Source organism: Kitasatospora sp. NPDC036934 (assembly GCF_055608425.1).
Genome location: NZ_JBVJQR010000014.1, coordinates 89,208 through 106,741, shown reverse-complemented (window position 1 = coordinate 106,741; position 17,534 = coordinate 89,208). Strand labels below are relative to the sequence as shown.

The 17,534-nt window shown below is 74.8% G+C and carries 12 protein-coding genes; 5 read left to right on the top strand and 7 right to left on the bottom strand.

Annotated elements, in window-relative coordinates; all coding sequences use genetic code 11:
* The first annotated feature begins 115 nt into the window (after nucleotides 1–115).
* Together ACZ7BZ_RS22470 and ACZ7BZ_RS22465 are read left to right on the top strand one after the other, a co-directional pair.
* Entirely contained in the window at nucleotides 116–1,159 is a 1,044-nt protein-coding gene (locus tag ACZ7BZ_RS22470) for a cytochrome P450 (protein ID WP_470359834.1), read from the top strand.
* 35 nt (nucleotides 1,160–1,194) lie between these two features.
* Nucleotides 1,195–2,190, top strand: coding sequence for a JmjC domain-containing protein (locus ACZ7BZ_RS22465; protein ID WP_470359833.1), 996 nt, complete (start codon nucleotides 1,195–1,197; stop codon nucleotides 2,188–2,190).
* Here ACZ7BZ_RS22465 and ACZ7BZ_RS22460 read toward each other — a convergent pair.
* The 4 genes from ACZ7BZ_RS22460 to ACZ7BZ_RS22445 form a co-directional block, all read right to left on the bottom strand.
* Nucleotides 2,179–2,688, bottom strand: coding sequence for a hypothetical protein (locus ACZ7BZ_RS22460; protein ID WP_380459657.1), 510 nt, complete (start codon nucleotides 2,686–2,688; stop codon nucleotides 2,179–2,181). The two genes, ACZ7BZ_RS22465 and ACZ7BZ_RS22460, sit on opposite strands and share 12 nt — an antisense overlap.
* A gap of 96 nt (nucleotides 2,689–2,784) precedes the next feature.
* A complete protein-coding gene (locus ACZ7BZ_RS22455) occupies nucleotides 2,785–4,764 on the bottom strand; it encodes an ATP-binding cassette domain-containing protein (protein WP_470359832.1) in 1,980 nt (659 codons plus the stop codon).
* 373 nt (nucleotides 4,765–5,137) lie between these two features.
* Complete coding sequence (locus ACZ7BZ_RS22450) at nucleotides 5,138–8,380, bottom strand: type 2 lanthipeptide synthetase LanM family protein (RefSeq protein WP_470359831.1); 3,243 nt, start codon at nucleotides 8,378–8,380, stop codon at nucleotides 5,138–5,140.
* Between the two features lie 140 nt (nucleotides 8,381–8,520).
* A complete protein-coding gene (locus ACZ7BZ_RS22445) occupies nucleotides 8,521–8,700 on the bottom strand; it encodes a hypothetical protein (protein WP_380459662.1) in 180 nt (59 codons plus the stop codon).
* Between the two features lie 365 nt (nucleotides 8,701–9,065).
* Between ACZ7BZ_RS22445 and ACZ7BZ_RS22440 the strand changes: the two genes are divergently transcribed.
* Nucleotides 9,066–9,617 (top strand): hypothetical protein, encoded by a 552-nt coding sequence (locus ACZ7BZ_RS22440; RefSeq protein WP_470359830.1) that lies wholly within the window; start codon nucleotides 9,066–9,068, stop codon nucleotides 9,615–9,617.
* A 76-nt stretch (nucleotides 9,618–9,693) separates the two neighbouring features.
* Here ACZ7BZ_RS22440 and ACZ7BZ_RS22435 read toward each other — a convergent pair whose 3' ends face one another.
* Nucleotides 9,694–12,072, bottom strand: coding sequence for an FtsX-like permease family protein (locus tag ACZ7BZ_RS22435; protein WP_470359829.1), 2,379 nt, complete (start codon nucleotides 12,070–12,072; stop codon nucleotides 9,694–9,696).
* Nucleotides 12,073–12,136: 64 nt separating this feature from the next.
* Complete coding sequence (locus ACZ7BZ_RS22430) at nucleotides 12,137–12,829, bottom strand: ABC transporter ATP-binding protein (RefSeq protein WP_470359828.1); 693 nt, start codon at nucleotides 12,827–12,829, stop codon at nucleotides 12,137–12,139.
* 207 nt (nucleotides 12,830–13,036) lie between these two features.
* Between ACZ7BZ_RS22430 and ACZ7BZ_RS22425 the strand changes: the two genes are divergently transcribed.
* Entirely contained in the window at nucleotides 13,037–14,278 is a 1,242-nt protein-coding gene (locus tag ACZ7BZ_RS22425; protein ID WP_470359827.1) for a sensor histidine kinase, read from the top strand.
* Nucleotides 14,278–14,976 (top strand): response regulator, encoded by a 699-nt coding sequence (locus tag ACZ7BZ_RS22420; protein ID WP_470359826.1) that lies wholly within the window; start codon nucleotides 14,278–14,280, stop codon nucleotides 14,974–14,976. The genes ACZ7BZ_RS22425 and ACZ7BZ_RS22420 overlap by 1 nt, the downstream gene beginning before the upstream one ends.
* Nucleotides 14,977–15,099: 123 nt before the next feature.
* Here ACZ7BZ_RS22420 and katG read toward each other — a convergent pair whose 3' ends face one another.
* On the bottom strand, nucleotides 15,100–17,316 hold the full coding sequence (gene katG, locus ACZ7BZ_RS22415; RefSeq protein ID WP_470359825.1) for a catalase/peroxidase HPI: 2,217 nt from the start codon (nucleotides 17,314–17,316) through the stop codon (nucleotides 15,100–15,102).
* Nucleotides 17,317–17,534 lie beyond the last annotated feature (218 nt).

Sequence of the window (17,534 nt, the reverse complement as noted above, 5' to 3'; positions counted from 1 at the left end):
TGGGTCCTGCACGTCATCTGATGCACCACGCCCGGTGGGGCGGGGGCCTGGCCACCGCCCCACCGGCGCCGCATTTCATCGCTATTCCCACGGAGACGTGATTCTCGTGCAAGAAATGGCACCGGACACCGTCCGCGGACATTCCGTCGTCTTCGCCCCGCGAATTCAGGACCTGCTGGCCCGGGACACCAAGGTGTTCCGCGCCGAAGCCGCCACGGTCGGCGTTTCGGACGCCGCCCTGATGGCGGAAATCGTCGCGGCCCGCCCGGTGCTCCAGACGGAGCGCTCGGTCTACAAGCCCGCCGCCGGCGCCGACATCCCCCACGACAGCGCGACCCGCACCATCCGCGCACTCGGCCAGGACGTCATGGCGGGCATCAGGACACCGCCGCCCCCGGCGCACGCCCTCACCGGCGCCTGGCCCTACGCGCCCACCTCGTACCTGCGCCGGTGGCTCTTCGGCTCCGACCCGCTGCCCATCTCCCTGCTGGCGAAGCGCGGCATCACCCGCTCCGACACGCTCTCCCGCCTGGTCGACCACGCCGTCACCGCCCGGCCGGGCACCGGGAGCCCGGCCGGCCGACCCACCACGGCGATGGCCGGGCTGATCCGCGGGGCCGCCGACCCGCTGGACCGCAAGCAGGCCGTCGCCATGTACCGGCGGGCCTCCGCCACCCTGTGCGACGGCGTGGCCGCCCTGGCCGGCAACGCCCTGTGGCTCATGCGAGCGACCGGCACACCCCGGACCGACCTCACCGCCACCCTCTGGGAGACCCTCCGGCTGCTCCCGCCCGCCTGGATGCTCTACCGCAACGGCGGGCCGGCGTACACCGGACTGCACCCGGAGATCCGGCCCGAGGACAACATCGCCCTGCTCCCGCTGCTGATGCACCGCCATCCGGACTACTGGACGGACCCACTGGACTTCCGGCCCCAGCGGTGGACGTCGGTCGCCGACCCGGAGAAGACCCCCGGGTTCATGCCGTTCGGCTTCGACGGTGCCCGCTGCTGGGCCAAACACCTGGTCGTGCCGCTGGCCGAACGCCTGCTGACCGTCGCCCTCGACCACGGGCTCACCATCCGCACCCCCCGGCAGGACGCGCCCGTGCCGCTGCGCTCCCTGCTCTCGGTGCGGTTCGAGGCCGCCGTCGGCCGCTGACCGGCCCCGCCCTCCCGACAATCCCTGGACGCCCCATGGAATCCCCCACCCTCGCCGGCTGGGTCGGCGACCTCGACGGCTTCGCCGACCGGCGGTGGCAGCGCGAGCCCGCCGTCTACACCCCGGGGCGGCCCGTCTCGCCGTTCGACCTCGACGCGCTGGACGCCGCCTTCGACGGCGGACTGCTGCGCACCCCCTACCTGGAGCTGGTGCGCTCCGACAAGGTGGTCATCCCGCCCGAGGCCTTCACCACCCCTCGGACGATCAACGGCACCACCCACCACGGCTACGCCGACCGCGCCAAGGTGCTCGCCCTGCTGCGCACCGGCGCCACCCTGCTGCTGCGCCGCGTCGACCAGTGGCACGGCCCCACCGGCGAGCTGGTGGCCCGGCTGTCCGAGGAACTCGACCGCCGGGTGGAGGCCTTCTTCTTCCTCACCCCGGCCGGCGCCCAGGGCCTCGCCGTGCACCGCGACGACGCCGACGTGTTCGTCCTCCAGGTCACCGGGCGCAAGACCTGGTACGTCCACGACGCGCCCGCAGCGGCGGAGTGGTCGCTCGGCGAACTCCCCGACCACGAACACTCGGCGCAGCGCCTGCACACCGTCCTCGAACCCGGCGACGTGCTCTACGTCCCCCGCGCCTTCGCCCACCGCGCGGTCGGCGCCGGCGGACTCTCCGGCCACCTCTCGCTGACCGTCCGCGACCTCTCGCTGCCGGAGCTGCGCACCGCCCTGGAGCGGCTGCTCGCCGAAGGACTGGAGGCACCGACCCGCCCGCTCGGCGAGCATGCGATCGCCGACGCCTGCGCCGCCCTGCTCGACCACGCCCGGACCCGGCTCGCCGCCGTCACCCCCGCGGACCTGCTGCGCGCCGCCCGAGCCGGCCAGGCGGAGCCCGCCGTGACGGCGCGCCCGGAGACCTTCGCCGGGACGGCCCGGAGCTGGGAGGCGGACGCCCCCGCCCGGGGGAGCGTGGGCCGCACCTGGCGGCGGCTGCGGGCCGTCGGCCGGAACCGGTCAGTCGGCTGACGGGAAGACCACCTGCTCGCCGAGCCGTTCGAAGCACCGCCAGGACTCCTCGACCTTCGAACTCGTCGGCAGCACGTCGATCCTCAGCTCGTGCTCCAGGGTGATCCGCAGGTCGCCCTCCGGCGCCCGCTCGACCGCCAGCACCCGGGGCGACTCCCGCGCCAGGAACTCCCGCAGTGCGTCGGCGCCGATGTCGTAGGCGAGGCGGTCGCCGCTCCCGGCCGGCACCGGGTCCTGTCCGGCCGGCACCAGGTCCCCGGAGCCGAGGTAGACCTCCCCGCACTGGACGATCCGGAACGGGCACTGGGCGTGCACCGCGAACCGGCTGCCCGTCGACACCTCCCCGGAGTCGCCCAGCGGCCAGGAGACCGTCCCGCCGAAGTCGACCACCCCCGTGTCCCCGAACCGGTAGACGTCGACCCACACTTCGCCGACCAGACCGCGCAGCAGCCGGTCGTCCGCGTCCCCGCCCTCATCGGGCCCCCCGTCGATACCCACCCGGCCATGGTCGTCCATCCGGGCCGGAGTCTCACCCGGTTTCCCGACCCCGGCCGGGCGGGCGGCGGGCGCCGTCCGCCCGGCGGGATCATCCGGTCAGTCCCCGGCCGGCCGCTGGGCCGGGACGGTGCGGTCGCGCTGGAGGTCGAGCAGTTCGCGGAACAACCCGTCGGGGCGGGCCGCGAGTTCGGCCCAGGTGCCGGTCTGCACGATGCTGCCCCGGTCCATCACGATCACCCGGTCCGCGACCGCCGCGTTGGCGATGTTGTGGGTCACCAGCAGGGTGATCCGGCCCGGCGCGAGGCCGCGCAGGGCGTGCAGGATGCGGTGCTCGGCGCGCGGGTCGAGGTCCGAGGTGGGCTCGTCCAGGATCAGCAACCCGGGGCTGCGCACGGTGCGGTAGAGCGCCCGGGCGACGGCCGCGCGCTGCCAGCCGCCGCCGGACAGCTCGGCGCCGCCCCACCAGCCCTGGGCGAGCAGGGTGCGCCAGCCCGAGCGCAGCCGGGCCACGGTCTCGTCGAAGCCGGTCCGGGCCGCGGCCTGCTCCACGTCCGCCATCAGCCGGTCGGTGAGGTGGCCCAGGTGGACGTTCTCGGCGGCGCCGAGCGGCCAGCGGGCGAACTCCTGCGGCACCCGGGCGACCCGGGACCACATGCCGTCCGCGTCCAGTTCCTCGACCGGCACGCCGTCCCAGGTGATCCGGCCGGACTGCGGCAGGTACAGACCGGACAGCAGCTTCAGCAGGGTGGACTTCCCGCTGCCGTTCTGCCCGATCACTGCCACCACCTCACCCGCCCGCAGGGTCAGGCTGACGCCGCGCAGCGCGGGCTCCTGCTGCTCGCCCGGATAGGCGTGGCTCAGCTCGGTCACCTCGACCGACCGCGGCGCCTCCGGGACGAGCCGGCCGCGGGCGATGCGGTGGCCGCCGGCCTCGTCCAGGAAGGTGAAGTAGTCGTCCAGGTAGAGGCCCATCCGGTACAGCCGGGCGCCGTTGCCGACCAGGCCGTGCAGCCCGGAGGCGGCGGTGCGCAGCGCGAAGGTGGCGGTGCCGGCGGCGGCGAGGTCGATCCGGCCGCTGCCGACCAGGAACAGCAGGGTGCCCCAGATCAGCGCGGTGCCGGCGCCGGTGCCGAGCGCGGCCAGCAGCGACACCTTGGCGGCCTCCCGGGTGGCCAGGTCGGTGGCGGCGACGATCTTGGCCTCGGCGCGGCGGTACTTGGCCATCAGGAATGGTGTGACCTGGTCCGAACGGACCTGGTCGGCACGGGTCTTGTCGATCAGGAACCACCGGTAGACGCGCAGTGCGCCGCGGTCCTCGTTGGTGCTCACCGCGGCCAGGTAGTGGATCCGGGCGGTGCGGACGGCGCCGACGGCGGTCGGTACCGAGCCGAGCAGCAGTAGCGGCACCAGCCAGGGGTGGAGCGTCGCCAGCACGCCCGCGGCGGCGGCCAGCGAGACGGTGGAGGCGATCACGTCCTGGGCGTTGGAGAGCAGGTCGGGCGTGGTCGAAGCGCCCCGGTCGGCGGCCTCCCACTGCTCGTTGTACGCGGGTTCGTCGTACGCCTCCAGCTCGGCGGCGCACCCGGCGGCGATCAGCGCCAGCTCCGCCTCCCTGGTGATCCGCGGCGACACCCGGCCGGACAGGGCCACCACCACGATGCCCAGGACGGCGCGCAGCCCGGCCGAGGCGGTCAGCAGGAGCAGCGACGGCGCGGCGGTGCGCAGGTGCTCGGTCACCGGGCCGACGACCAGCAGGGCGCCCAGGGTGCCGGTGGTGGCGTACAGCGCCAGCGCGCCGAACACCCCGGCCAGCGCCTGGCAGACCAAGAGCAGCACGGTGGACGCGCGGTCCGCCGCCCAGGCCAGCGCCAGCGCCCGGCGCACCAGGTGCGGCAGGCGGCGCAGCATCGCGCCCGCCGACATCGAGGCGCCGGCCTCGGCGCGGCGGTCGCCGGGGAACCGCAGGCGCAGTTCCTCGTCGTGCTCCTCGGGTTGCTGGTCGTGCGGCTGGTCGTGCGGCTGGTCGTGCGGCTGGTCGGGTTGGGGTTTCTCGGGTTTCACGAGCTGCTCCGACACCGGGTTCCTCCCTGGTACGGCGGCCTGCGGCCACGGGTGGGTCCGCACGCGGGCAGCCCTCATCGCCGGGTGGGCGTGGTGGGTCGGCAGCGGTGCCGGTGGGCACTCTGCGAAGGACGGGCTGCCGGTGCGGACCCCGATCCTGGCAGCGGTCGGCGGGGCCGCCCGGCGTGTCCCGGCCGGTCTCACCCGATCCGGGCGATTCTGTGTCGGCGACGGCGAGTTGGTGGATGTCGATCACCGGATCGGTCCGCGATGTTCGATTCGGGCAGGCCTTCGGACGGCTGCCCGGCAGGCGATCCGACGATCGGAGGAGCGGACCGCCGGGGCAGGGCGGGGCGGGGCGGGGCGGGGAGGGCCGAGGGTGCCGGGGTCAGGTGGTCGGGGCTTCGAGGGTGAGGACGGCGGGGGTGGTGTCGGGGGCGGCGAGGCGGAGCAGGCCGTGGCCGATGCCGGCGAGGCCGACCATCAGGGAGGGGCTGTGGAGCCCGTTCGGCAGTCCGCAGCGCCGGCCCTGGGTCTCCAGGGCGTCCAGGGTGGCGTGGGCCTGCCGCTCGGCGGTGGCCCGCCAGCGGTCGCCGGCCTGGTGGAGGGCCTCCAGGTTGCCGAGATCGCCGTGGCAGAGCGAGGAGTTGTGGCCGAAGCCGTCCCGGAGGACGGTGTCGAGCGCGGTGTCGCGTTCGGCCAGGAGTGCGTCGCGCCGTTCGGGCAGCAGCGGGGCGAGCGCGGTGCGGGCCAGGGCGATGCCCGCGGCGCCGTGGCACCAGAGGGCGGGGTGGCTCGGGCCGTCGGGACCGTCGTCCTCGCGGACGTCACGCCAGTTGGCAGCGGTGGGGTCGAACAGGGTGCGCTCGTACTCCACGGCGGCGAGGGCGAGACGGGGCAGCCGCGGATCGCCCAGGCGGTGCCCGGCGCGGGCCAGGGCCCAGGCGATGCCGGAGCCGCCGTGGGCGAAGCCCGCGAGGGGGCGGCTGACGGTCTCCGCCAGGGCGGCGGGGAGCCAGCCGGTACCGCCCTCGGGGTGCGGGTCGGCGGCCCGGACGAGGCGTTCGACGCAGACCGCCAGCGTGTCGGTGACGGCGGGCCCCGGACGGACGGCCTCCCAGGCGAGCAGGCCGCCGATGGTGCCGGCGTTCCCGGCGAGGACGTCGTACTGGGTGTCCTCGGCCGCGGTGGCGGCGATGCGGTCGAGGACCAGGCCGCCGAGCGCGTCGAGTTCCGGGTCCGGGTGGTCGGCGGCGAGGTGGGCGAGCGCGTACAGCACCCCGCCGGTGCCGGCCAGGCCGCCGCCGAGCCGGTCGGCCCGGCGGCGGATCTGCTGACGGAGCGTCAGTTCGGCGGCTCGGGCGGCTTCGTGGTGCGAGCGGTCGCCGGTGACCCGGGCGAGCTGGTGGAGGAAGAGGACGATGCCCGCGGTGCCGCTGTACAGGTCCGGGCCGAGTTCGGCGGGGGCCCAGCGGCCGGGCGGGGCCCAGTTGGGGCCGGCCCAGGCGAGGTCGGCGGTGCCCCGGTAGGCCTCGCGGAGCAGTTGCTCACCGGCGTCCACGGCCTGGGCGAGAGCGCGGGCGGCCAGGCTCCCGGCCCGCCCGGCGGGCGCCTGGGGTCGGGCGGCGACGGCTCGGCCGGGCTCGCGCACCCCGTCGGCCGTGGTCACCGAGAGCCTGAGCAGCTGGAGTTGGCGGGCGAGGTCCTCCTCACCGAGGCCGTCCGCCTTGGCGAGCGCCAGGTCGAGGGCCGGCTGCTCGGTGACGCCGGGGACGAGCGCGCCGGTGGCCGAGCGGGCGTCGACGCCGTCCGGGCGGATGGTGAAGACGGGTACGTCGCCGCGCCACAGGTCGGCGCGCTCGTGCTCGACGAAGTCGAGGGCCTGCTCCTCCCAGCCGACGAGTGCCCAGAGCCGGTCGAGGTGGCGGTCCTGGTCGAGGGCGTCGCGCAGGGCGTCGGGGTGGCAGGCGGTGTTGAGCAGACTGCGGTACTCGAAGGTGTCGCGGCGCAGCAGGCGGGTCTCGTCGGCCGCGAACGCGCCGATCAGCGAACGGAGTTGCGGCTTGTCGGCGGCGAGCAGTCGGTAGGCCTCGGTGAAGCCCGCCGTCAACTCCGCCAGGTGGTCGGCGAGTCGCAGCGGCTGGTCGGCCGGTACGGGCCGGCTGCCGGGCGCTTCGACGGGCAACCGCCGGTACTCCAGCCGGAGTTCGTCCGTGCCCTGGCCGACCAGGACGGGCAGCGGACGGGGCGGGAGGCTGCCCGGGTCCCAGCCGAGGGCGGAGATGTCGGCGCCGCCGTTGCCCTCGTCCCACATCCGCTCGGGGAGCAGGCCCGAGCGCAGTACCGAGTGCCGGGCCTGGTGGCGGGCGAGCCGCTCGGACTCGGAGAGGTCTTTGGCGGGCTCGCGCAGGTCGGGGTGGAGGATCGCCTCCAGGTCGATGAGCACCGGCTGGTCCCGGACGGCGAGCAGGTTCTGGGCGTGGCAGTCGACCGCGTCGAGCACGTACATCAGCGCGGCGAGGGAGCCGGCGCGGTGGTAGAAGTCGCGCAACTCGGCGTCGTCCCTGGCCGGTTCGGCGGAGAGGTGGGCGACCCAGCCGTAGCCGTCGGCGGCCAGGTGGGTCAGGTCGCGCAGCGGCAGCCGCAGTTGCGGGTTGAGCCAGTGGAGGAGCTGCTGGAAGTGGGTCTCGGCGCCGAGCGGCCGCGGCTTGTAGACGATCCGGACGCCGTGCTCGAAGCGCAGGGAGCTGACCGTGGCGCCGCCGCGGTGCGGGTCGCCGAGGCCGGTGGCGAGTTCGGTGAGCCGGCCGAGCGGGCGGCCGTCCGCGAAGGTGCGGGCGAGGGCGGGGAGGTCGGCGGCGAGGCGGCGGAACAGGGTGAGGGTGGTGCCCGTCCACTGCTCGGCGGCGGTGGCGAGGCGGAATGCCAGGACCGGGTACTCGGCGAGGAGTCGCAGCGCCCGCTCGGGCCGGGTGAGCCGGCCGAGGAAGTCCCGGTAGCGCTGCTCGGGGGTGTCGCCGGTCGATTCGCCGGTGAGGCGGGCGACATGGAGTTCGGTGATGACGGTCCTGGTCGCCATCCCGTGGGCGGTGGCGGTGAGCGCGGGGAGGGCGAGCGCTGCCAGTTCCTCGGGGGTGCCGAGGGCGGGGGCGTCCAGGGCGGCGAGGCCGGCGCACAGGCGGTCACGGGCGTCGGCGAGCAGCGGGGCGACCAGCCCGGCGAACTCGTGTTCCGCGGGGACGTCCAGGGTGGCCGCCCGGTCGAAGGCGGCGGCCAGCCGCTCGGCCCACGAGGGCGTCCCGAGGCGGGCGGCGAGCGCCTCGGGGGGCTCGGCGAGCAGGGCGCGCAGGGCTTCGGGGTCGAGGCCGTCGGCGGCGAGTCGGTGCGCGAACCAGCCGGCCCGGTCGAACGGCGCCTGGGCCTGCCAGCGCTCCAGCTTCCGGGCGGCGCGGGCGGCGCGCTCGGTTTGCCCGGCACAGTCGGATTGCCCGGCACAGTCGGATTGCCCGGCACGGTCGGATTGCCCGGCACCGCCGGCCGGCGACGGGTCGAACCCTTCCGGCGCCCGGCCGCGGGCGTTCAGCGGAACGGCTCGGGCAGCCGCCCGCAGGAGTTCGGACGCGTCGACCACGGGGTGGTGCTGCCTCTCTGCTGGCACTCGTTCGCTGGCACTCGTCTGCTGCTACTCGTCTGCGCTGACGCCCGGGGCAGGTCCGGCGCGGACCCGGCCGGCCGTACGACCGTGGCCGGGGTCGGCGCCGGACCCCGGTCTCAGAAGCTGCAGACGCGCCCGCAGCTGGACCAGCCGTCACAGGTGCTGTTCAGCACCGCGGCGGTCACGTAGAGCTCGTCGGCCGGCTCGCCGGCCGGGTGGACCGACCCGCCCTGACCGAGGGTGAGCCGGAAGTCCTCGTCCTTCAGTGCGCGAACCTGCTCAGCTGTGGGCTGCATGATGCCTCCTGCAAGCGTTCGGGTCTGGCACGGGTGTGCCGGTCCGGGATCCTTACAGCGCCCCACCCGTCACACCAGGGGCACGCGTCCCGGCGGTACGCGTTTCGGTCAGGATCGAACCAACGCCCCGGCGGCCGCCGCGCCCCCGTTCCACCAGGCCGGGCCAGGGCCGGCCCCGCCGTCCGGTCGTTCGGGCGGCCCGGTACGGCCCCGGGCGGCCCGACACGGCCCCGCAGGTGGCCGAAAAACGGCCGGTTGCGCCCAGGTGAACCGGGGCCCTGGTTTGAACCCCCGGCTCCTGTGGCAGCGCCCCGCGCCGAGGGCCACGATGGAGACCCGAGCGACCCCACCCCGATCGGAGTGCGATGAGCGAGCAGCACAACCTGGTTCTGCTGACCTTTCCGGACACCACCTCGTGGCGCTTCGCCTTCGACGGTGCCCAGCACCTGCCGGGGCTGCGGATGGCGGCGGCGCTGGAGCGGAGTGCGGACGGGGTGCTGGAGATCCGGGACACCTTCACCCGGGGCGCGGGGGTGGCGACCGTCGGCTCGGGGGTGGTGGGCGGCCTGGTTGGGCTGCTCGGCGGGCCGATCGGGGTGCTGCTGGGCTTCGCGGCGGGTGCGGCGCTGGGCAACGCGGCGGAGGAGCACATCGCGACGGAGGCCGGCGCGGCGCTGATCGTGCTGTCGCCGCGCGTGCCGGACGGCGGGGCGATGGTCGCCCTGGAGGTGCGGGAGTCCTCGCCGGGACCGGCCGACGAACTGGCCGCCGAGTACGGGGCGTCGGTCGAGCGGATCGACGAGCACACCTTCACCGAGCAGGTCCGCGAGGCGGAGCGGAAGGCCGAGGAGCAGCGGGACGAGGAGCAGCGGGACAGCCGGCCCAAGGCCGGGGAGCGGAAGGCCGGGGAGTCCTGAGCCGCTCGGGCCATCCGGTACGGCACCGGCCTCGAGCCCGTCCGTCCGGTCCTGAGCGCGGCGGCCGGCACACGTGTCACTCCGCGCGCAGGGCGTCCACCGTCCGGGCCCGGGCCGACCGGACGGCCGGGAGCAGGGCGCCGAGCAGGGCGAGCAGCACGCCGCCGAGGCCGAGCAGGGCCAGGAGCGGGGTGCCGAAGACGTCCAGCGCCGTCGCCGGGATGTCCAGGCCGGCACTGTGGCCCATGGCGGGCACGGTGAGGCCGTGCAGCAGCAGGCCGACCGGCAGGCCGATCGCGCCGCCGACCAGCCCGACCAGGAACACCGAGGCGAGCACCATGCCGACGGTCTGGGCCGGCGTCATGCCGAGCGCCTTGGCGACGCCGGTGTCGCGAGTGCGCTCGCGGATCTCCAGCACGACGGTGTTGAGGACGCCGAGCCCGGCGACCACGACCAGCAGCACGGTCAGGGTGGCCGTGAGCGAGTCGAGGGCGAGGATCGAGTCGGCGGAGTGCCGCGGGACGCCGTCCTCGGCGGTCTGGCCGAGCGGGGCGAGCGCGCCGCCGAGGGCGCTGGCGTAGACGGTGTGGTCGGTGCCGGGGCGGAGCTTGACGAACCACTGGTCGGGGACGGGCGCGGTGCCGCTCGGGAGGCTTCCGGCGTCGGTGAACAGCTCGTTGGTCTGCACGTGCGGGTCGAAGACCTCGCCGACGATCCGGACGGTGACCGGCCGGCCGTGGTCGGTGAAGGTCACCTGGTCGCCGAGCCCGATCGAGGCCGCGGCGAGGAAGGTGTTCGGGGCGACGGCCTCGCCGGGCCCCTGGTACCAGCGGCCGGCGACCATCCGGTACCCCGCCCAGGAGGAGTCGCCCCGGAAGGCGGTCAGCGTGGTGCTCCCGGCCACACCGGGGACGGTGACGTCCTCGACGCCGACGCCGTAGTAGGCGGCGGTGCCCGGCCGGGCGGTGAGCGCGGCGGTGACGGCGGCCGGATCGGCCGGGGCCGGCTTCACCGGGGCGGCCCCGGGTTGGACGGCCGGTCGGACGGGCGTCACCAAGACGTCCGCGCTCGCGTGGTTCTTGGCCTCCTGCACCCAGCTCATCGTGCCGCCCATGCCGACCGCGAAGGTGGCCGCGGCCGTCCCGAACAGCACGGCGGCGAGCATCCCGGCGGCCCGGGCCGGGCGGGCGAAGGGCTGGGCGAGGCCGAGGCTGACCGGCCGGGGCAGCGGCAGCCGGGCGGCCAGCGCGGCGACCCGCCGGGCCAGGGCGTCCCGCCTGGTGCCGCTTGCCGTACGGCCGACGGCCAGCGCGTCCACGGTGCGCAGCCGACCGGCCCGGGCGGCGCCCGCCCAGGCGACCAGGGCGACGGCGGCGAGGGTGCCGCCGGCCACCGCGACGTCCACCCAGGGGGCGATGCCGGAGGCCTTGGTGCCGTAGAGGTTTCCGGCGGTGGCGAGCACCGGCACGGCCAGCAGGTTGCCCGCCACCACCCCGAGCAGGACGCCGACGGTGGCCGGGACCAGCGCCTGGGCGACGTAGGCGCGCACCACCTGGGCCGGGGTGCAGCCGATCGCCTTGAGCACGCCGATCCGCCGGGTGGCGGTGCCGACGGCGCCGGCCACCACATTGCCCGCGACCAGCACCGACATCGCCATGCCGAGCAGGCCGAAGGCGACCATGAACGGCAGGACCAGCGCGGTGTTGCGGTCCGAGCCCTGCTTGGCGGCGAGCCAGGACTGGGCGCCGGTCAGTGCCCCGGCAGGTGCAGCGGCGGCGACGGCGGTCCGGTCGGCGTCCATCGCGCCGGTGGTGGCGGCGTCGGCGAAGCGGTAGAGCAGTTCGTAGCCGGGGGTGCTGCCGGGGGCGGTGAGGGCGGGGATCGCCTCGGGCGTCACCCAGGCGTCGGCGGTGCGGCTGACCGAGCGGGCGAAGCCGACCACCTCCAAGGTGGGGGCGCCCGGCAGGCCGGGCAGGCGCAGGGTGCCGCCGAGCGGCACGTTCTGGTTCAGGTACGAGTCGCCGATCGCCACCTCGCCCGGCTTGGTCGGCCAACTCCCCTCCGTCAACTGGACCTTGTCGATGCCCTCGGCGGCCGGGGCGCGGCCGGCGACGGTCATCGGGTCCATCGTCGCCCCGACCGGGACGCTGGAGCCGGGGCCCGGCTCGGGGTCGACGGTGACGGTCCGGAAGGGGCCGGCGGTCTCCGTCACCCCGGCGGCGTGCGCGGTGGCGGCGAGTTGGCCGACGGTCACCCGGGTGCCGTCGAAGCGCGCGGTGAGGTGGGCGCCGTGCTGACCGTCGAAGGCCTGGTCGAAGGGGGCCTCGGAGGCGACCAGCAGCGAGCCGCCGAGGACGGAGCAGGTGGTGGCCACCAGGGCGGACAGCCCGATGGCGATCGACTGGGTCCGACGGCGCCGTACTCCGGCGCGAACGACCCGGCTCAGCGCACTCATGCTCCCGCCTCGCCGCGCTCGGCAGGCGCTTCGCGCAACACGCACCCCTCGATGATTCGCCCGCTCATGCCGCCACCGCCGCGGTGTCCGACTCGACCCGGCCGTCCCGCATCCGGACGGTCCGGGTGGCGCAGTCCTCGGCGAGGGTCAGGTCGTGGGTGACGATCAGGATGGTCTGGCCGTCCTGGTGCAGCTCCCGGAACAGCTCCTTGACGTCCTCGCCGGAGGCCGAGTCCAGTGCGCCGGTCGGCTCGTCGGCCAGCAGCAGGGGCGGATTGTTCATCAACGCCCTTGCCACCGCCACCCGTTGGCGTTCGCCGCCGGAGAGCCGGCCGGGGTGGGCGCGGGCGTGCCGGTCGATGCCGAGCGACTCCAGCAACTCGGCGGCCCGCCGCCGGGCCTCGGCCCGGGGGACCCCGGCCAGTTCGCCGGCCAGCACCACGTTGTCGGCCACCGTCAGGTCGTCGAGCAGGTTGAAGAACTGGAACACCATGCCGATCGTGCCGCGCCGGTACTTGGCCGAGCCCTTCTCGTTCAGCCGGTCCACCCGGACCCCGGCCACGCTGACCGTCCCGGCGCTCGGCCGGTCCAGCCCGGCGACCAGGTTCAGCAGGGTGGACTTCCCGCTGCCGGACGGGCCGAGCAGCGCCACCGACTCCCCCGCCCGGACGCTCAGCGCCACCCCGTCGAGCGCAGCCCGCGCGCCCTCGTAGTGGCGGCTCACACCGCTCAGTTCGATCACCGGATCGTTGTTCATGTCCCCGCTCCTCGTGCTGTCCTGCCTGGTGTCGAGGACGAAGGTACGGACGGGCAGCACCGCACCGCGTCCGCCGCCGGCCGCAGGTTCCGTACCTCGTCGGGCGTACGGCCGCCGGCGTCATCCTTGCGAGGTAGTCGACCGGTGTACCGGCCGCCGCCGCTCGCGGGGCTGTCCCGGGCAACGGCCGACCGCCACAATGTCCCGGTGATCAACCACCCCGCGGTACAACGGCTGCTCGCCGGCCGCCGCCCGGGCGGCGGCGCGGGCGGCGCACCTCCCCCGCCCCGGCCGACCCGGCGCGGCCAGGCCTTCGACCTGGCCCTGGCCCTGTTCCTCTCGTTCACCTCCGGCCGCTACGCCGCCATCGCCGGCGGCCCGCACGACCCCGCGTGGACCGGGCTGCTACTGCTGGTGCCGCTCCTCCCACTGCCGCTGGTGCTGCGCCGGCGCCACCCGCTGGCGGTGCTGTGGACGGTGCTGCCGGCCGCGCTGCTGGTGCGGGGGCAGTCCGAGGACGTCGCGTACTCGGCGGGCGTGGCGGTGATCGTCGCCGCCTACAGCGCGGCCGGGTACGGGCGCCGCACCGCCGCACTGCCGGTGAGCCTGGCGGCTGCCACGGCCGCGCTCGTGGTGCTGTTCGACTCCGCCAAGCTGCCGCACTTCCCGAACTCGGTGGTGGCCGTGCTCGTCCTGGTACCGGTGTTCGCGGTCGCCTACGAACTGCGGATGTGGCGCCGCCGGGTGGAGCAGGGACGGGAGCGGCTGTCCGCCCTGGAGCGCGAGCAGCTGGCCGCGCTGGACCGCGCGGTGGAACTCGAACGGGCGCGCATCGCACGGGAGTTGCACGACGTGGTGACCCACAACGTGAGCATGATGACGATCCAGGCCGGGGCCGCCCGCAAGATCCTCGACACCGCCCCGGACAAGGCCCGCGAGGCGATGGCCGCGGTGGAGTCCGGCGGGCGCGCGGCGATGACCGAACTGCGGCACGTGATGGGCCTGTTGACCATCGACTCGGGCGCCGGGGAGGATCCGGCGGCCGATGCCGACCTCAGCCCGCAGCCCGGCCTGGGCCGGCTGGACGCCCTGGTCGAGGGCGTCCGCCGGGCCGGACTGCCGGTGGAGTTGACCGTGTCCGGGCAGCGGCGGACCGTCCCGCCCGGGGTCGAACTCGCCGCCTACCGGGTCGTCCAGGAGGCGCTCACCAACACCGTCAAGCACGCGGGCGGCGCCGACGCCGCGGTGACCGTCGACTACGCCGCCGACCACCTGCGGGTGGAGGTCACCGACACCGGCGGCCGCCCCACCGGCGCCGCCGCCACCGGCAACGGCCGCGGCCTGCTCGGGCTGCGCGAACGCCTCGCCGTCTACGGCGGCACCCTGCACACCGGCCCCCGGCCGCGCGGTGGCTACCGCGTCACGGCCTCGATACCCCTGGAGAGTTGATGGCCACCGGAGAGAACGAGCAGCCGCTGCGCGTGGTGGTCGCCGACGACCAGGCGCTGGTCCGGATCGGCTTCCGGCTGATCCTGGAGTCCGAGGGGATCGAGGTGGTCGCCGAGGCCGAGGACGGCGAGCAGGCCGTCGCCGCCGTCCGCCGGAGCAGACCGGACGTGGTGCTGATGGACATCCGGATGCCCGGACTGGACGGCCTTGAGGCCGCCCGGCGGATCCTCGCCGACCGCACCGCCGACGCGCCCCGGATCATCATGCTGACCACCTTCGACCTGGACCACTACGTGTACGCCGCGATGGCCGCCGGGGCCAGCGGGTTCCTGCTCAAGGACGTCACCCCGGAACACCTGGCCGCCGCCGTCCGGCTGGTCCGCACCGGCGACGCGCTGCTCGCCCCCGCGATCACCCGCCGCCTGGTGGAGCGCTTCGCCCGCCCGGCCGCCCCGGACGCGGCCGCCCCGCACCGCGAACTGGCCACCCTCACCCCGCGCGAGTTGGAGGTGATGGGGCTGCTCGCCCGCGGCCTCAGCAACGCCGAACTCGCCGCCCGGCTGCAGCTCTCCGAGGCGACGGTGAAGACCCATGTGGCCCGGATCCTGGGCAAGTTGGGCCTGCGGGACCGCGCCCAGGTGGTGGTCGCGGCGTACGAGACCGGGCTGGTCAGTGTGGGAACGCCCGGAACGCCGTGACGACACGCGCGGGGCACCGTGACGCCACGCGCCGGCGCACCGTGACGAAGCGCGCGGCACCGTGACGAAGCGCGGGAGCCCCGGGGGCTCGCGCCCCCGGGGCTCCCGGCTACCTCAGCGGTGTCACACCAGGTCGAAGCGGTCCGCGTTCATGACCTTGACCCAGGCCGCGACGAAGTCCTCCACGAACTTCTCCTTGGCGTCGTCGCTCGCGTACACCTCCGCGACGGCCCGCAGCTCGGAGTTCGAGCCGAAGACCAGGTCTGCGCGGGTGCCGGTCCACTTGACCGCGCCGGAGGCGTCCCGGGCCTCGAAGGTGTGGGAGTCCTCCGAGGTGGACGACCAACTGATGCCCAGGTCCAGCAGGTTGACGAAGAAGTCGTTCGTCAGCACGCCCGGGGTCTCGGTCAGCACACCGTGCGCGGACTGCTGGTGGTTGGCCCCCAGCACACGCAACCCGCCGACCAGAACGGTCAGTTCGGGCGCGCTGAGGCCCAGCAGGTTCGCCTTGTCCAGCAGCAGGAACTCGGCCGGCAGCCGGTTGCCCTTGCCGACCCAGTTGCGGAAGCCGTCCGCCTTGGGCTCCATCGCGGCGAAGGACTCGGTGTCGGTCAGCTCCTGCGGGGCGTCCACCCGGCCCGCCGCGAACGGCACCTCGACGGCCAGCCCGGCCGCCTTGGCCGCCTGCTCGACACCGACGCCGCCGGCCAGCACCACCAGGTCGGCCATCGAGACCTGCGTGTCGCCGGCCTGCGCGTTGAAGTCCCGCTGCACACCCTCCAGCGCCCGCAGCACGGCGGCCAGCCGGTCCGGCTCGTTGACCTCCCAGCCGGCCTGCGGCTGCAGCCGGATCCGGCCGCCGTTGGCACCGCCGCGCTTGTCGCTGTTGCGGTAGGAGGAGGCCGCCGCCCAGGCGGTGGAGACCAGTTCGGAGACCGACAGCCCGGTGGCCGCGATCCGCCGCTTGAGGTCCGCCACGTCCGCGGCGCCGACCTGCTGGTAGGAGACGGCCGGCAGCGGGTCCTGCCAGAGCAGCTGCTCGCTCGGGACCTCCGGGCCGAGGTAGCGCACCACCGGGCCCATGTCGCGGTGGGTGAGCTTGTACCAGGCCCGGGCGAAGGCGTCGGCGAACTCCGCCGGGTTCTCCAGGAAGCGCCGGGAGATCGGCCCGTACACCGGGTCGAAGCGCAGCGAGAGGTCGGTGGTGAGCATGATCGGGACGTGCCGCTTGGCCGGGTCGTGGGCGTCCGGCACGGTGCCCTCGCCGGCGCCGTCCTTGGGCTTCCACTGGTGGGCGCCGGCCGGGCTCTTGGTGAGCTCCCACTCGTAGCCGAACAGCGTCTCGAAGAAGCTGTTGTCCCAGGTGATCGGGGTGGCCGTCCAGATGCCCTCGAGGCCGCTGGTGATGGCGTCGCCGCCGACGCCGGTGCCGTAGCGGCTCTTCCAGCCGAGGCCCTGCTGCTCCATCGGCGCGTCCTCCGGGTCCGGACCGACGTTGTCCGCCGGGCCGGCGCCGTGGGTCTTGCCGAACGTGTGGCCGCCGGCGATCAGCGCGACGGTCTCCTCGTCGTTCATCGCCATCCGGTAGAAGGTCTCGCGGATGTCGCGGGCGGCGGCGACCGGGTCCGGATTGCCGTTGGGGCCCTCGGGGTTGACGTAGATCAGGCCCATCTGCACGGCGGCCAGCGGGCTCTCCAGCTCGCGGTCGCCGGTGTAGCGCTCGTCGCCCAGCCAGGTGGTCTCCGGGCCCCAGTAGACGTCCTCGTCGGGCTCCCACTCATCGACCCGGCCACCGCCGAAGCCGAAGGTCTCGAAGCCCATGCCCTCCAGGGCGACGTTGCCGGTCAGGACGATCAGGTCGGCCCAGGACAGGCTGCGCCCGTACTTCTTCTTCACCGGCCAGAGCAGGCGGCGGGCCTTGTCCAGGCTGGCGTTGTCGGGCCAGCTGTTCAGCGGGGCGAAGCGCTGCTGCCCGCCGCCGGCGCCGCCGCGGCCGTCGCTGATCCGGTAGGTGCCGGCGCTGTGCCAGGCCATCCGGATCATGAAGGGGCCGTAGTAGCCGAAGTCGGCCGGCCACCAGTCCTGCGAGGTGGTGAGCACCTCCTGGATGTCCCGCTTGACGGCCGGGAGGTCGAGGGCGGCGAACGCCGCGGCGTAGTCGAAGTCCGCGCCGAGCGGGTTGGCGACGGCGGGATTCTTGGCGAGGATCTTGAGGTTCAACCGCTCCGGCCACCACTGGCGGTTCCCGCCGCCCTGGGTGGGGTGGAGCGCGCGCCCGTGGTTGACCGGGCAGACGCCCGCGCCCGCCTCTACAACGGTTGCATCGTGGTTCTCAGACATGGGAATCCTTCCCTAGAAAGGCGGATCACGGTGTCTATCTGCTACCTACGGCACCTACTGCTGCTATCTGGATACTGCCGATACCCAGGCTAGCGCCGGAGCCGATCCTACGATGGACGTGATCCACGTCAAGAAAGACACCAAACCCATATCCGGTCGGGAGCCGGAATCCCCGGGATCCGCATTGGTAAACTCCGGTCTTCCCCGTGACCTGAATA

Bases quoted from the DNA above. Each gene is read 5' to 3' on its own strand.
- ACZ7BZ_RS22465 (WP_470359833.1), top strand. From the start codon at position 1,195: ATGGAATCCCCCACCCTCGCCGGCTGGGTCGGCGACCTCGACGGCTTC.
- ACZ7BZ_RS22420 (WP_470359826.1), top strand. From the start codon at position 14,278: ATGGCCACCGGAGAGAACGAGCAGCCGCTGCGCGTGGTGGTCGCCGAC.
- katG (WP_470359825.1), bottom strand. From the start codon at position 17,316: ATGTCTGAGAACCACGATGCAACCGTTGTAGAGGCGGGCGCGGGCGTC.
- ACZ7BZ_RS22470 (WP_470359834.1), top strand. From the start codon at position 116: ATGGCACCGGACACCGTCCGCGGACATTCCGTCGTCTTCGCCCCGCGA.
- ACZ7BZ_RS22430 (WP_470359828.1), bottom strand. From the start codon at position 12,829: ATGAACAACGATCCGGTGATCGAACTGAGCGGTGTGAGCCGCCACTAC.
- ACZ7BZ_RS22435 (WP_470359829.1), bottom strand. From the start codon at position 12,072: ATGAGTGCGCTGAGCCGGGTCGTTCGCGCCGGAGTACGGCGCCGTCGG.
- ACZ7BZ_RS22440 (WP_470359830.1), top strand. From the start codon at position 9,066: ATGAGCGAGCAGCACAACCTGGTTCTGCTGACCTTTCCGGACACCACC.
- ACZ7BZ_RS22445 (WP_380459662.1), bottom strand. From the start codon at position 8,700: ATGCAGCCCACAGCTGAGCAGGTTCGCGCACTGAAGGACGAGGACTTC.